Here is a 14,912-nt window from a genome sequence, read left to right as displayed (position 1 = left end):
TCCGATGAGCCAGGAGCGGACCGGGTTCCGGCTGTGGGCAGCCGCGGAACCGGAGCTGTGCGCGATCGTGACCGCCGACGACCGGCGGATCTCCTACGGTGACCTGTTCGCCGAGGTGAACCGGATCGCGCACGGGCTGCGTACGCACGCGGGCCTGCGGCCCGGCGACACCGTCGCGGCGGTGATGACCAACAGCCCCGGCCTGGTCGCGCTCTATCTCGCGGCCATGCAGTCCGGGCTCTACCTGGTCACCCTCAACTACCACCTGACCGCCCCCGAGGTCGGCTACATCCTCGCCGACAGCGAGGCCCGGGTGGTGGTCGGCTCCGCCCGGGTCGAGGACGTCGTGGTGGACGCCGCCGCGGCGGTGCCCGGCATCCAGGTCTTCGTCGACGGCACGCCCCGCACCGACCGGGCCCGACCGCTCTCGGCGCTCACCGCCGACATGCCCGCCACCAGCCCGGCGGACACCCCGGCCGGCTCGCTGATGATGTACACCTCCGGCACCACCGGCCGGCCCAAGGGGGTCAAGCGCCCGCTCAGCGGCGTCGACGCCGACACCGGCGCGCTGACCTACGTCTGGCTGTTCCGGGAGTTCGGGATGGAGCGGGAGGCGTTCGGGTCCTGGCTGGTGTCGGCCCCGATGTACCACTCGGCCAACATCACCCCGGCGATGGGCGCGCTGCACGCCGGCGGCACGATGGTGCTGATGGACGGCTGGACGCCGGAGGGCTTCCTGCACCGGGTCCAGGCCCGCCGGGTCACCGGCACCAGCATGGTGCCGACCCACTTCTACCGGCTGCTGCAACTGCCCGATCCGGTCCGCGACCGCTACGACCTGTCCTCGCTGCGCTATGTCCTGCACGGCGCGGCGCCCTGCCCGCGCGAGGTCAAGCAGCGCATCCTCGACTGGTTCGGCCCGGTCGTCTACGAGTACTACGGCTCGACCGAGGTCGGCACCACCGTGGCCCGCCCGCACGAGTGGCTGGCCCACCCGGGCACGGTCGGCCGGCCGGCCTCGATCTCCACCCTGCGCATCCTCGACGAGCTGGGCAACGAGGTGCCCGTCGGGCAGACCGGCATCGTCTACATGCGCCAGGGCGACGACCGGGTCGAGTACCACAACGACCCCGGCAAGACCGACGGCGCGCGCCGCGACGGCCTGATGACCGTCTGGGACGTCGGCCACGTCGACGCCGACGGCTTCCTCTACATCACCGGCCGCGCGGCCGAGCTGATCCTGGTCGGCGGGGTCAACGTCTACCCGGCCGAGATCGAGGCGGCGCTGATCGGCCACGACTGGGTCGCCGACGTCGGGGTCGTCGGGGTGCCCGACCCGGAGTTCGGCGAGGTGCCCCAGGCGCACGTCGTGCTCACCGACACCGCGCCCGACCCGGACACGGCCGTCGCGCAGCTGCGCCGGTACCTCACCGAGCGGCTGGCCAAGCCGAAGCGCCCGCAGTCCTACGTCGTGCGCGACGCGCTGCCCCGCGACCCGAACGGCAAGCTCTACAAGGCCCGGCTCGTGCCCGCCGAGGAGGCCAGCGCATGACCGGCGACACCGACGACCCACAGGGGGGTGGGCATGGACTTCGCTGACAGCGACAGCGACCTGGCGTTCCGGCACGAGGTCGGCAGGTGGCTCGACGGGGCGCTGGCCGACGTGCCCGACCAGGAGGAGCTGACCCAGGACGAGCGGGAGCACTGGTCCCGGGTGTGGCAGGACCGGCTCTGCGCCGGCAACTGGGCCGGGCTGTCCTGGCCGGCGGCGCACGGCGGCCGGGGGATGGACGCGTTGGCGCAGGCCGTCTTCAACGAGGAGGCCGCGGTACGCGGCGCGCCGTACCCGCTCAACGGGGTGGGCATGATGCTGGCCGGGCCGACGATCATCGCGCACGGCACCGACGCGCAGCAGGCCCGGCACCTGCCCGGCATCCTGCGCGGCGACGAGTACTGGTGCCAGGGGTTCAGCGAGCCCGGCTCCGGGTCCGACCTGGCGAGCCTGACCACGGCGGCGACCCGCGTCGACGGGGGCTGGCGGATCAACGGGGCCAAGATCTGGACGTCCAACGCGCACAACGCCTCGCGTTGCCTGCTGCTGGCCCGTACCGACCCGGCCGCGCCGAAGCACGGGGGGATCACCTACTTCCTCGCCCCGATGGACGGGTTCACCGTCCGGTCGCTGGTGATGATCAACGGGGACACCGAGTTCAACGAGATGTTCCTCGACGACGTGTTCGTCGCCGACGACGACGTGCTCGGCGGGGTCGGCAACGGCTGGCCGGTCGCGCTCACCACGCTCGCCTTCGAGCGCGGCAGCATGGCGCTGAACCTGTGGGTCTGGGCCCGGCAGGCGGTCGACCGGCTGATCGACGTCGCCCTCGAGCGGGGCGTCGCCGACGACAGCGCCTTCGTCGACGCGGTGGGCGCGTTGCAGTGCGACGCCGAGGCGGTCCGGATCGGGTCGATGCGGATGCTCGGCGAGAGCCGGGCCGGCGGGGTGCCGGGCCCGGAGACCTCGGCGCTCAAGAGCCTGTGGGCCCGGGTGGTGCAGAACGCCAACCGGCTCGCCGTGCAGCTCGACGAGGCCGGCGGGGTGCTGGTCGACGGCGACGGCGCCGCCGCCCGGATGCGCCGCTACCTGCGGGCCCGCGCCCACACCATCGAGGGCGGCACGGAGGAAGTCCAGAAGTCGATTCTCGCGGAGCGGGTGTTGCGCCTGCCCCGCTCCCGCTGAGCGAGGTGGTCCGGTGCGCGCGACATTCACCCAGGAACAGCAGGACATCGGCCGGACCGTGGGCGCGCTCGCGGACGCCGACCGGGGCACGGCCCGCGCGGCGTGGTCGGGCGGCTGGCGGGCCCCGGCGGGGGACGGGCCGCTGCTGCGTGACTTCGGGTTGCTCGGGGTGCCCGAGCCGGCCGGCGGCATCGGGTCGGGCCTGATCGACCTGCTGGTCGCCGTCGAGGCGCTCGGTGGGCGGTTGGTGCCCAGCCGGTTCCCGGCGCACGCGGCGGCCGTGCAGCTGCTCTGCGGCGACGGGCAACGGGGGCCGCTGCCCGAGGAGGTGCTCGACGGTCGCCGGGTGCTCACCACGGCGGTCGACGTGCCGGGCAACTCCGGCTGGGCCGACGCGGCGTCGGTGGACCCGCTGGTACGCACCCTGGTGCCGTACGCGGCGCAGGCCGACGGCGTCGTCGCGCTCGGCCCGGCCGGGGTCTGGTTCGCCGACCCGGTCCGGATCACCGCGCGGCAGTCGCTGGACCCGTCGGTGCCGCTGGCGGACCTGACGCTGGCGGCGCCCGAGCGGCCCCAGCCGGCCGGTGCCGGGCCGCTGCGGGCGGCGCTGGTGGTGGCGGCCGAGCTGTGCGGGGTGGCGCAGGGGGCGATCGACCTGGCCGCCGAGCAGGCCCGTACCCGCCGCCAGTTCGGCCGGGTGATCGGGTCGTTCCAGGGGGTCGCGTTCCCGCTCGCCGAGGCGGCCACGGCGCGCAAGGCGGCGTGGGACCTGACCCTGTACGCGGCGTGGGCGGTCGACACCGGACGCCCGGACGCCGGGGTCCAGGTGCACGCGGCGAAGGCGGCGGCCGGGCAGGCGGCGGTGTTCGCCGCCGAGCGGTGCATCCAGGTGCACGGCGGGATGGGCATCACGATGGAGGCGGACCCGCACCTGTTCCTGCGCCGCGCGTTCGTGCTCGACGCCCGCTGCGGGCGGGGGTCGTGGCACCGGCGGCGGGCCGGGGAGCTGCGCATCCGGGCACGTCGGGCAGCGCGGGGCTGACCTGCGGAAGTCTTGCCGGGCACCAGCCCGGAGCAGTAACATACCGTCTGGTCGGAATAAATGAGGAGAAGGCCGTGAAGTTCGGAATCATGAACCTGTTCCCGGTGGCCGACGGCGCATCGGACCATCAGGTGCTCCGAGAAACCCTCGAGGAGATCCAGCTGGCCGACGAGCTGGGCTTCGACTCGGTCTGGCTCGCCGAGCACCACTTCTCGAAGTACGGCATCCTCGGCAGCCCGGTGAACTTCGGCATGGCCGTCGCCGAGCGGACCCGCCGGATCACCATCGGCACCGCCGTCCTGGTCCTCCCGCTGCACCACCCGCTGCGCCTGGCCGAGGACATCGCCGCCCTCGACGTGCTCAGCGGCGGCCGGGTCTCCATCGGCGTCGGCCGCGGCTACCAGCCCGCCGAGTTCGCCGGCTTCGGCGTGCCGCTGGAGGAGTCCAAGCAGCGCTACCAGGAAACCCTGGAGATCCTGCGGCTCGCGCTGTCGCAGGAGAACTTCTCCTACCACGGCGAGATCTTCCACTACGACAACGTCACCACCTACCCGAGGCCGTTCACCCCCGGCGGGCCGCCCATCCTGCAGGGCACGGTCTCCCCGGAGAGCTTCCGGGAACGCGGCGCGGTCGGCGAGTCGATCATCACCTCACCGAACTTCACGCCGTTGGGCATCATGCAGAAGAACTTCGACCTCTACCGGCAGAGCATGCGGGAGAACGGCTTCGACCTGTCCACCTACGACCTGCCGTTCATGCAGCAGGTCTGGTGCGGCGACGGCGACGAGGGCCTGCGCGCGGCGGCCCAGGCGGCGATGAACTATTACAAGTCCGTCGGCAAGGTCATCCCCGGCTCGGAGGACGCCATCGCCAAGGAACGCGCCTACTACGCGGCGGTCGCCAAGAACATCGAGCTGCTGACCCTGGAGCAGACGCTGACCCACGGTGGGAACTTCGGCTCGGCCCAGCGCGTCATCGAGACCATCGAGATGCTGCGCGAACAGCTCGGCATCAACCACTACATCGGCTGGCTGCGGATTCCGTCGCTGGACCGTACCGCCGCGCTGCGTTCCATGGAGGAGTTCGCCGACAAGGTCATCCCGCACTTCCGGGCCCAGGACCGCGCCGCCGAGCGGGTGCCCGCCGCCGAGGCGGTCCTCGGGTGAAGATCAGCTGCTTCCTGAGTGCCCAGTTCGATCCGTCGGCATCCGCCGCCGAGGGCATCGACGGCGTACTGGCCCAGGCGGCTGCCGCCGAGGCGGCCGGCTTCCACGCCGTCTACCTCGGCCACCACTACCTGGCCCGGTCGGCGTTCGTCCAACCCGTCCCGCTGGCCGGCTACCTCGCCCACGCCACCTCCCGGGTCCGGATCGGGTTCGGCGTGCTGCTCGCCCCGCTGCTGAACCCGGTCGCCCTCGCCGAGGACCTGGCCTCGCTCGACGTGCTCTGCGGCGGCCGGCTGACCGTCGGCATCGGTGCCGGCTACCGCAGGCGCGAGACCACCGCGTTCGGCGTCGCCTGGGAGGACCGGCTGCGCCGGCTGCGGGAGTACGTGCCGATCCTGCGCGCCCTGTGGAACGGCGAGACGATCGACGCCGCCGGCAGCTGGGGCGAGGTCCCCGGCGCGTCGCTGGCGCTGCGCCCGGCCCAGCCCGGCGGCCCGCCGCTGTGGATCGGCGCGTTCGCCGAACCGGCCGTCCGGCGCGCCGCCCGGCTGGACGCCCCGTGGCTGATCGGCCCCAAGGGCAACGACGCCGAACTGGCCCGACTGCTCGGGATCTACCGGGCCGACCTGGAAGAGCGCGGCTTCCCCCTGGACCGGGAGTACCCGATGAGCCGCGAGGCGTACCTCGGTGACAGCTACCCGGCGGCGGTCGCGGCCGTCCGTCCGCACCTGCAACGCCAGTACGCCGGCTACAAGTCCTGGGACGACGCGCAGTCCCTCGACCTCGACCGGTACCTGGCCGAGGACTGCCTGGTCGGCTCGGCCGACGAGATCGTGGCCAAGCTGCGCCGCTGGGAGACCCAGCTGGGCATCACCGAGGTCTCGCTGCGCCACCAGTTCGTCGGCGCGAGCCAGGACGAGGCGATGGAACAGCTCGCCCGCTTCGGCGCGGAGGTCATCCCCAGGGTCGCCACGACCGTGCCCGGGGTGACCCGGTGAGCGCCGGCAACCTGGTCGGCGTCCTGGAGGGCCGGTGCGCCGACCGGGGCGACCTGCCCGGCCTGTACGGCGAGGACGGCCGCTCCTGGACCTTCGACCAGATCGACCTGCTCGCCGGGGGTGTCGCCGCCGCGCTACGCGCCGAGGGTGTCGGCCCCGGCGACCGGGTCGCCTGCTACCTGACCAACGGCCCCGAGATCGTCTTCCTGCTCTTCGGGGCCTGGAAGATCGGCGCGGTGCCGGTCACCGTCAGCAGCCTCTACAACGCCGCCGAGCTGGCCGAGTCGGTGGCGAAGACCGCGCCCCGGCTGCTGCTGGTCGACGACCGGCGGCCCGACGTGGTCGCCACGTTCCTCGCCGCCGACGGCGACGCCGGGCGGATCCCGGTCCGCTCGGTCGCGGCGGCGCTGACCGACGTGCCCGAACTGCCGTGGCGGCAGGAGACCCGGGTCACCGGCGTCGACGTCGGGCCGCAGGCCGAGGCGTGCATCCTGTTCACCGGCGGCACCACCGGACGACCCAAGGCGGTCAGCGTCACCCACGGCGGGACGCGGGAGTCGCTGATGCGGCTCGCCCGGGTCACCACCGGCACCGAGGCCGAGGGCAGCGCCACCCGCGACGCCCGCCCCAACCTGATCGCGCTGCCGCTGTTCCACAGCGGCGGCCAGCACGCGCTGCTGTTCGCGTACTTCGTGGGGCGGCCGGCGGTGGTCTGGGAACGCTTCGGCGTCGACCGGCTCGCCGACCTGATGCCCCGGTTCGGGTTCGACAACCTGTTCCTGCTGCCCACCATGGTCTTCGACATCGTGCACGCCGAACGGGACCTGCCGTTCGCCGGGGTCAGGTCGGTGCTGGTGGCCGGGCAGGCGATCTCCTGGCCGGTGCGGCGCGCCTTCGAGGAGCGCTACCGGGTGCCCATCCTGGTCAACTACGGCTCGACCGAGGCCGGGCACATCGCCGGCTGGACCGGCCGGGACATGAAGGCCGGCCGGTGGAAGCCCGGCTCGGCCGGCCGGGTCTACCCCGGCGTCGAGCTGGAGATCCGCGACGACGCCGGGGCCGCGCTGCCGACCGGCGCGGAGGGCGAGGTGGTGGTCCGCTCCGCGCTGACCCGGGGGTACGTCGACGACGCCGCCGCCTCGGCCGAGCTGGTCCGCGACGGCTGGGTGCACACCGGCGACATCGGCTACGTCGACCCCGACGGGGTGCTCTTCCTGGTCGGCCGCAAGCGGGACATGATCAAGTGCGGTGGTTTCCAGGTGTGGCCCGAGGAGATCGAGGACGAACTGCGCGGGCACCCGCTGGTGCGCGACGTCCGGGTGCTCGGCCGGCCGGACGACCGGCTGGGCGAGATCCCGGTGGCGCTGGTGGTCCGCGCGGTCGACGACACGGTCGACGACACCGACCTGGCCGCGCGGCTCGTCGCGTACGCCCGGGAGCGGCTGGCGCACTTCAAGACCCCCCGGCGGATCGAGTTCGTGCCCGTCCTGGAACGCAGCGCCACCGGCAAGATCAGCCGCGCAGCGGCCCCCGCGACCGGGCCGGACGGGACCAGCCGGGCGGCGACGCCCGGCTCGGATGCCGGCGGGACCGACCGGCCGCACGCAAGGGGGAACCGATGAGGTTCGGCATCATGGCGTCGCACCAGTACCCGCCCGGCGACGACCTCCGCAGGCACCTCGACGACCTGTTCGGCACCGTCGAACTCGCCGCCGAACTGGGCTACGACTCGGTGTGGACGATCAACCACTTCCAGTCCAACCTGGCCACCCCGCAGCCGATCTCGATGCTGGCGAGCCTCATCCCGCGCTCCGGGGACATGCTGCTCGGCACCGGCATCCTGCTGCTGCCGATGTTCCACCCGGTGCATGTCGCCGAGGAGTTCGCCACCCTCGACCACCTCTCCGGCGGGCGGGTGATCCTCGGCGTCGGGGCGGGCTACCGGGAGAACGAGTTCGCCGCCTTCGGCGTCGACCCGGAGACCCGGTTCCGCCGCTTCGACGAGAGCCTGCGGCTGATCCGGGCGCTGTGGAGCGGTGCGCCGGTCACCCACGACGGCGAGTTCTACCCGCAGGTCGACGCCACCATCGGCATCCCGCCGCTGACCCCGGGCGGCCCACCGATCTGGATCGGCGCCGGCGGCAAGAAGGCGGTCCGCCGGGCCGCCCGGCTCGGCGACGCCTGGTACGCGCCGGGCAACTCCCCGAGCCGCCGCTTCCTGCCCGAGCACCTGGCCGTCTACAACGAGGCGCTGGCCGAGTACGGGCGGGACCCGGCGACGGTGCAGCGGCCCGTCGGCGTGGAGCTGTACTGCGCGCCGAGCACCGAGCAGGCCGTCGCGGAGGCGTTGCCGCACGCCCGGGTCGAGTACTCGACGTACGCCGAGTACCCGGCGCTGCGCTGGCAGCGGGACCGGTTCGACGAGCTGGTCCGCAACACGCTGCTGCTTGGTTCGCCCGAGTTCCTCGTCGAGCGGATCTCCGCCCTGCGGGACCTGGGGTTCGACCATCTCATCTTCCGGCCCGGGTGGCTGGGCATGCCCACCGAGAAGCTGCGCGCCTCGCTGCGGCTGTTCGCCACCGACGTGATCCCCGCCTTCCGTACCACCACCTGACCTAAGGAATTCGCCGTGAAGAAGACCGAAGCCGAACTGCTGGAAAACCAGTGGGACGTCGAGAACATGGAGGTCGACCCCGAGGTCCTCGCGAAGTACGTCCGCTACGACGTCGACGAGGAACGGGCCGTCGCCACCATCACCTTCGACCGTCCCGAGCGGCTCAACGCCATCCCGGTGGCCGCCTTCGAACGGGTCGGCGACCTGGTCCGCGAGGCGGAGACCGACGACCGGGTCAAGGTCATCGTGTTCACGGGGGAGGGGGAGCACTTCGGCACGGGTGCCGACGCCGCCGAACTCGGCCACTACATCGGCTACCGGACCGGCACCGACAAGGCGTCCCGGCGTCGCCCGGCGCAGCGGCAGCGCATCCTGCCGGACCGCAACGTGCTCAGCTCCGGCTTCACCCGGCCGATCATCGAGTCGCTCAAGGCGACCATCTGCCAGGTGCAGGGCTACTGCTACGGCGGGCACTTCCAGATCGCGCTCTCCGCCGACATCGTCATCGCCTCCCCGGACGCCCGCTTCACCCACCCGGCGTTCCGCTACCTCGGCCCCGCGCCGCAGGACATGTACCACTGGATCGAGAAGGTCGGCCTGACCACGATGAAGGACGTCATGCTCACCATGCGGGCGATCGGGGCCGAGGAGGGCGAACGCAAGGGCCTGGTCACCAAGGTCGTCCCCCGCGACGAACTCCAGAAGTGGGTCGACGACTACGCCGACGCGATCGCGGTGATGCCGCTGGACTCGCTGATGATGGGCAAGTCGATGATGCAGGTGGTCATGGAGGCCCGGGGCAAGGGCCTGGGGGCGATGACCGGCTGGGTCGGGCACGGCTGGGCCACCAACGTCAGCTTCGCCGAGGGCGACTGGAACTTCCTCAAGGAACGCCGGGAGAAGGGCATCGCGCAGGCGCTGGCCGACCGGGACCGGCTCGTCGCCCCCTACTTCCGGCTCAGTGACAGCCGGTCGCGGGAAGAGTAGGCGACCGGCGTGAAGTTCGGCATCCTGCTCGACCACCAGTACGCCCCCGGCGACGACCTGGGTCGCCGGGTCGGTGAGACCGTCGAGTACGTCCAGCACATCCGGGACCTGGGCTACGACTCGGTCTTCGGCATCCACCACTACCTGTCGTCGCTGAGCACCCCGCAGCCGCTGCCGCTGCTCAGCCGGCTCATCGACCACTCCGGGACGATGCAGCTCGGCACCGGCATCCTCATCCTGCCGCTGGGCCACCCCGTGCACTGGGCCGAGGAGATCGCCACCATCGACCAGATGTCCGGCGGCCGGTTCGTCCTCGGCATCGGCTCGGGCTACCGCGACGTCGAGTTCGCCGCGTTCGGCATCGAACGGCGGACCCGGGTGTCCCGGATGAACGAGGCGCTGGCGGTGATGCAGCAGCTGTGGACCGGGGAGCCGGTGCACCACCAGGGCAAGCACTTCACCCTGGACGGGGTGCGGTGCAGCGTGCTGCCGGTGCAGCGTCCGCATCCGCCGGTCTGGGTGGGCGCCAACGGCCCGACCGGGATCGCCCGGATCGCCCGGCAGGGGCTGCCCTGGCTGGCCCCGTCCAACGTGCGCCGCAACTGGGCCGTGGGCAACCTGGCCGACTACCGAGAACAGCGGCGGGCCGCCGGGTTCGACGAGCGGGACGCGGTCTTCCCGATCCACCGGGACCTGTGCGTGGCCGACTCCGCCGACGCCGCGTTCGCCGTCGCCGGTGAACAGGTGAAACGCTCCTACGGCGAGTACGTCCAGTACGGCATGGACTTCTTCGAGTCCCAATGGGACGCGATCAAGGAAAAGGCGCTCTTTTTCGGCTCGCCCGACGACATTGCTGCAAAGATCCGGGACTTCGCCGACGCCGGATACAACCATTTCGTCTTCCGGGCCCAATGGCTCGGCCTGCCGATCGAACGGTCCATCGAGATCGTCGAGCGGTTCGCCCGCGAGGTGATGCCGAGGTTCCGGCCATGAAGATCGGTCACGTGATCGTCCCCGCCGACGACCTGGACGCCCAACTCGCCTTCTACACCGCGCTCGGGCTGACCGTGAAGTTCCGCGACGGCGACCGGTACGCCGCCGTCACCGACGGCACGGTGACCATCGGCCTGGCCGACGCCGGCCAGCAACCCGTCACCGGCCGCACCGTGCTCAGCATCCAGGTCGACGACCTCGACGCCTGCCTCGCCCAGTTGGCCGCCGCAGGTGTCACCGTCTCCACCCCGACCACCGGCCCGCACGAACGCCGGGCCCTGGTCACCGACCCCACCGGCAACCCCCTGACCCTCTACCAACCCCACCCCTGACCCACCCCCCACCCCCCCGCCCTCGCTCCGCCCCGCCTGCCCCACCCCGCCCGCTCCGGTGATCAAGAGAAAAGCGTCAGGGGTGATCTCCACGATGACGCTTTTCTCTTGATCAACTGACGCGAATCTCTTGATCACCGCAACGCGGGGCAGGGCAGGGGCGGGAGGGGACCGCATGGGGCGGGCGGTAGTGGACGAGAAGGAGATCTACGTGAGTGTGAGTGACGAACTGCGGGGCCGTACCGTCGGTGTGCTCGGCGGGACGGGGCCGCAGGGGCGGGGGCTGGCCCGGCGGTTCGGGGCGGCCGGGCTGGACGTCGTACTCGGGTCGCGGGACGCCGAGCGGGCCGCCCGGACGGCCGCCGCGCTGCCCGGCCGGGTCCGGGGCGGGTCGAACGCCGACGCCGCCGCGCAGGCCGACATCGTGGTGGTCGCGGTGCCCTGGGACGGGCACGCCGAGCTGCTCACCACGCTCGCTCCGGCCCTGGCCGGGAAGATCGTCGTGGACTGCGTGAATCCGCTGGGCTTCGACAAGCAGGGTGCCTACGCCCTGCCCGTCGCGGAGGGCTCCGCCGCCCAACAGGCCGCCGCGATCCTCACCGGGTCGCGGGTCGTCGCCGCGTTCCACCACGTCTCGGCCGTACACCTGGAGGACCCGGACCTCGACCGGGTGGACACCGACGTGCTGGTGCTCGGCGACGACCGCGAGGCCACCGACCTGGTCCGGGAACTCGCCGCCGCCATCCCCGGGGTGCGGGGCGTCTACGGCGGGCGGCTGCGCAACGCCCACCAGGTCGAGGCGTTCACCGCCAACCTCATCTCGGTCAACCGGCGCTACCGGGCCCACGCGGGCCTGCGCGTCACCGACGTCTGACCCCGCCCCCGGCACGAAGGAGCACAGGATGGAACTCGCAGGTACCACCGCCATCGTCACCGGCGCCGCGTCCGGCCTCGGCGCGGCCACCGCCGCCGCGCTGGCCGGCGCGGGTGCCACCGTCCACGGCTTCGATCTCGGGCCGGCCATCGCCGCCGCCGGTGACGCGCCGGCCGGGGTGCGCCATGTCGACGTCGACGTGTGCGACCCGGCGGCGGTCCGCGCGGCGGTCGACCGGGCCGCCGCCGGGGACCATCCCCTGCGGACGGTGGTGAACTGCGCCGGCATCGCCCCGTCGCAGCGGATCCTCGGCCGGCGCGGCGTCCACGATCTCGACCTGTACGCCCGCGTCGTCCGGGTCAACCTGATCGGTACCTTCACCGTGCTGACGCTCGCCGCGGAACGGATCGCGGAAACCGCCCCGGACGGGCACGGCCAGCGGGGCGTGATCGTCAACACCGCGTCGGTCGCCGCCTACGAGGGCCAGGTTGGCCAGGCGGCGTACGCGTCTTCCAAGGGCGGCGTCGTCGGGCTTACCCTGCCGGCCGCCCGTGACCTCGCCCCGCACGGCATCCGGGTGATGACTATCGCGCCCGGCATCATGCTGACGCCGATGATGCAGACCGTGTCGTCGGAGTACCGGGCCGGCCTCGCCGCCGGGGTGCCGTTCCCGGGCCGCCTCGGCGATCCGGGGGAGTACGCCGCCCTCGTGCTCTCCCTGATCGGCAACGACTACCTCAACGGCGAGGTCATCCGCCTTGACGGCGCCCTCCGGATGGCACCCCGCTGATCCCGCCGCGCGGCCGGGCGGGCCGGAGCACATCGGTACGCCGGGCGGGTCGGGAACGTTGACCGGCCGGTCTGCCGGGCGGATCGGGGGCTGGTGGGGCCGAATACCGGTGTAATCCGACGAGCGGGCGACCGCAACGTGACGTCCGCGCGAAAGATGTGATTCCCCGGCGCCGGGAAAGGTGTCGTCACCCGGCCGCGTCGGCCGGTGCGATGCCCGGGTGACCGTTTCTCTCCGCATCGCTGTCACGGGCCGTATCGAATTGTCCCCGACGCGTCGGCATTTCTGGTCCGACGGTTCTTTCCGTGATTCCGGTGCCCGAAACCGTCCCGCCGACCGACCGGAAAGTTATTCGGCGACTCGTTTCCACTGTCTCAGTGGGTACCGAAACTGTCGGCTACCCGCGACGGTGAGGTCGGCGTGTCCGGGTGGCGCGGGTTGGTCGGCGGCGGGTGGTCGGGTGGTGCCGTCCCGGGTGTACGACCTTCGTCGTCCGTCGCAGAGAAAAGCGCCCGGGGCAACGATTCGTCGAGGCAACCAAATGGCGAGCCAGAGATTGCCGGAGGCAATCATCAGGGTTGTTCACCATTGCGGTGTTGACCGGATGTTAATCGATCAACTTCGATTCTCGTAGATGTATCTCCTGTTCAGGGCAGCCATGACCGAAATGTTGCGGTAAGTGTTAACGGGGGATCGTTGCCCCTCTTGGGGGTTTGGCCCGCCCTGGGAGCACCTCGCCACCGATTAGCCCAGGCGGGCGCTTCGCCGGATGGTCCTGCTTCCGGGGTGGCTGCGGGGTCGTTCACCCCGACTCGATTCTGTGATTGGTCGGGGTGATTTGGTAAACCGAAAGTGATCATCCCAGCTCAGTGCAATTCTCAGCTTTCATTCAGGCTGCTTTATGCATGTGACCCACGTCACACTCTGCCGATTCGAGCATGGTCCACAAGCAGGGACTCCTTCTTGTTAGCGTTCTCATTCACCACCCGCCGGCGAACCTGCGTATTGACCATGAGGAACGTGGAAACGTACTCTCGTGGCAATCCCACATCCGCATTGGACGGTTGCTTTCCAGGGCTGACGACTGATCGGAGCAGGCCCATGTTCGATGTAATCGTTGTCGGTGCACGCTGCGCGGGTTCGCCCGTGGCAATGCTATTGGCCCGGCAAGGCCACCGGGTTCTGATGGTCGACCGCTCCTCCTTTCCGAGCGACGCGGTGTCGACCCACTACATCCACCAGGCCGGGCTGTCCCGCCTCCAGGCGTGGGGACTGCTCGACGAGGTGATCGACGCGAAGACGCCGGCCATCCGGACGATGAACTACGCCAACCACGGCATCCCGCTGATCGGGTTCGCCGACCCCATCGACGGGATCGACGCCGTCTACTGCCCGCGTCGGATCGTGCTCGACGAGATCCTGGTCAACGCCGCCCGCCGGGCCGGCGTCGAGGTCCTGGAGCAGTTCACCGTCTCCGACCTGGTCTTCTCCGACGGTCGGGTGGTCGGCATCCGGGGCCGCGAGGGCGACGGGCCGGAGCAGGAGTTCCGGTCCACGGTGGTGGTCGGCGCCGACGGCTTCCACTCGACGGTGGCCCGGAAGGTCGGCGCGGAGCTGTACAACGTGCGGCCCGCCGCCGGGTTCACCTACTACTCCTACTACAGCGGCCTGGACTGGGGCCTGCACCACAAGACCGGCTTCCACGAGCAGTGGTTCGGCACCTGGCCGACCAACGGCGACGTCAACATGGTCGCCGTCATCTGCACCCGCCGGCAGCTCAAGGAGTTCCGCCAGGACCCCGAGGCGCGTTTCCTGGCCGTCTTCGACGACGTCGAGCCGGAGATGGGCGCGCAGCTACGCGAGCAGGGCCGGCGCGAGGAGCCGCTGCGGCCGATGCGCTACCCGGACAACTACTACCGCCGCTCGCACGGCCCCGGCTGGGCGCTGGTCGGCGACGCCGGCTACCACAAGGACCCCATCACCGGGTGGGGCATGACCGACGCCTTCCTGCACGGCGAGCTGCTCGCCGACCGCATCCACGAGGCGCTCTCCGGCGAGCGGACCATGGACGACGCACTCGCCGACTACGTCAAGGTGCGCGACGAGGAGAGCGCACCGGTCTACGACTACACCACGGCGATGGCCGAGCTGGCCCTCGACCCGTACCTGGAGGCGGTGCTCGGCGCGATCAGCACCAGCCGGGAGTGGACCACCAAGATGCTCGGCATGATCGCCGGCGGGGTCGAGGGGCACGAACTGTTCGCCCCCGACAACCTGGACCGGATCTACGACGACGCCGGCGTACCCCAGCACAAGCGGATCTACGAACCGTCCTGATCGGCGTGAGGCCGCGCGGGACAGGCGCGGCACGACGGTGGA

General features: G+C 71.6%; 13 protein-coding genes. All 13 read left to right on the top strand.

All coding sequences use genetic code 11. From position 1 onward, the window contains the following. Positions 1 to 4 precede the first annotated feature (4 nt). The 13 genes from FJK98_RS20440 (at position 5) to FJK98_RS20380 (ending at position 14,870) form a co-directional block, all read left to right on the top strand. Positions 5 to 1,552 (top strand): AMP-binding protein, encoded by a 1,548-nt coding sequence (locus tag FJK98_RS20440; protein ID WP_145920460.1) that lies wholly within the window; start codon positions 5 to 7, stop codon positions 1,550 to 1,552. A 33-nt stretch (positions 1,553 to 1,585) separates the two neighbouring features. After that, positions 1,586 to 2,737, top strand: a complete 1,152-nt coding sequence (locus FJK98_RS20435) for an acyl-CoA dehydrogenase family protein (protein WP_145920459.1) — start codon at positions 1,586 to 1,588, stop codon at positions 2,735 to 2,737. A 13-nt stretch (positions 2,738 to 2,750) separates the two neighbouring features. Next, complete coding sequence (locus FJK98_RS20430) at positions 2,751 to 3,779, top strand: acyl-CoA dehydrogenase (RefSeq protein WP_145920458.1); 1,029 nt, start codon at positions 2,751 to 2,753, stop codon at positions 3,777 to 3,779. A gap of 74 nt (positions 3,780 to 3,853) precedes the next feature. Then, positions 3,854 to 4,945, top strand: coding sequence for an LLM class flavin-dependent oxidoreductase (locus FJK98_RS20425; RefSeq protein ID WP_145920457.1), 1,092 nt, complete (start codon positions 3,854 to 3,856; stop codon positions 4,943 to 4,945). Beyond that, positions 4,942 to 5,943, top strand: coding sequence for an LLM class flavin-dependent oxidoreductase (locus tag FJK98_RS20420; RefSeq protein ID WP_168222517.1), 1,002 nt, complete (start codon positions 4,942 to 4,944; stop codon positions 5,941 to 5,943). Before FJK98_RS20425 ends, FJK98_RS20420 begins: the two co-directional genes overlap by 4 nt. Further along, positions 5,940 to 7,565: a class I adenylate-forming enzyme family protein gene (locus FJK98_RS20415; RefSeq protein ID WP_145920455.1), complete on the top strand. Its 1,626-nt coding sequence runs from the start codon at positions 5,940 to 5,942 to the stop codon at positions 7,563 to 7,565. The genes FJK98_RS20420 and FJK98_RS20415 overlap by 4 nt, the downstream gene beginning before the upstream one ends. Then, on the top strand, positions 7,562 to 8,557 hold the full coding sequence (locus FJK98_RS20410) for an LLM class flavin-dependent oxidoreductase (RefSeq protein WP_145920454.1): 996 nt from the start codon (positions 7,562 to 7,564) through the stop codon (positions 8,555 to 8,557). Before FJK98_RS20415 ends, FJK98_RS20410 begins: the two co-directional genes overlap by 4 nt. 15 nt (positions 8,558 to 8,572) lie before the next feature. Next, positions 8,573 to 9,544, top strand: a complete 972-nt coding sequence (locus FJK98_RS20405; RefSeq protein WP_145920453.1) for an enoyl-CoA hydratase/isomerase family protein — start codon at positions 8,573 to 8,575, stop codon at positions 9,542 to 9,544. 9 nt (positions 9,545 to 9,553) lie between these two features. After that, a complete protein-coding gene (locus tag FJK98_RS20400; RefSeq protein ID WP_145920452.1) occupies positions 9,554 to 10,537 on the top strand; it encodes an LLM class flavin-dependent oxidoreductase in 984 nt (327 codons plus the stop codon). Continuing rightward, the gene (locus FJK98_RS20395) at positions 10,534 to 10,869 is read left to right on the top strand and encodes a VOC family protein (RefSeq protein WP_145920451.1); all 336 of its coding nucleotides are present in this window, start codon (positions 10,534 to 10,536) and stop codon (positions 10,867 to 10,869) included. Before FJK98_RS20400 ends, FJK98_RS20395 begins: the two co-directional genes overlap by 4 nt. A gap of 211 nt (positions 10,870 to 11,080) precedes the next feature. After that, complete coding sequence (gene npdG, locus FJK98_RS20390) at positions 11,081 to 11,743, top strand: NADPH-dependent F420 reductase (RefSeq protein WP_240762196.1); 663 nt, start codon at positions 11,081 to 11,083, stop codon at positions 11,741 to 11,743. A 28-nt stretch (positions 11,744 to 11,771) separates the two neighbouring features. Then, complete coding sequence (locus tag FJK98_RS20385; protein ID WP_145920449.1) at positions 11,772 to 12,533, top strand: SDR family NAD(P)-dependent oxidoreductase; 762 nt, start codon at positions 11,772 to 11,774, stop codon at positions 12,531 to 12,533. Between the two features lie 1,011 nt (positions 12,534 to 13,544). After that, positions 13,545 to 14,870, top strand: a complete 1,326-nt coding sequence (locus FJK98_RS20380; RefSeq protein WP_370516914.1) for an NAD(P)/FAD-dependent oxidoreductase — start codon at positions 13,545 to 13,547, stop codon at positions 14,868 to 14,870. Positions 14,871 to 14,912 lie beyond the last annotated feature (42 nt).

It is taken from the genome of Micromonospora sp. HM134 (genome assembly GCF_007833915.1).
Classification (GTDB): Bacteria; Actinomycetota; Actinomycetes; order Mycobacteriales; family Micromonosporaceae; genus Micromonospora; species Micromonospora wenchangensis.
This window is presented reverse-complemented; position numbering and strand designations above follow the sequence as displayed.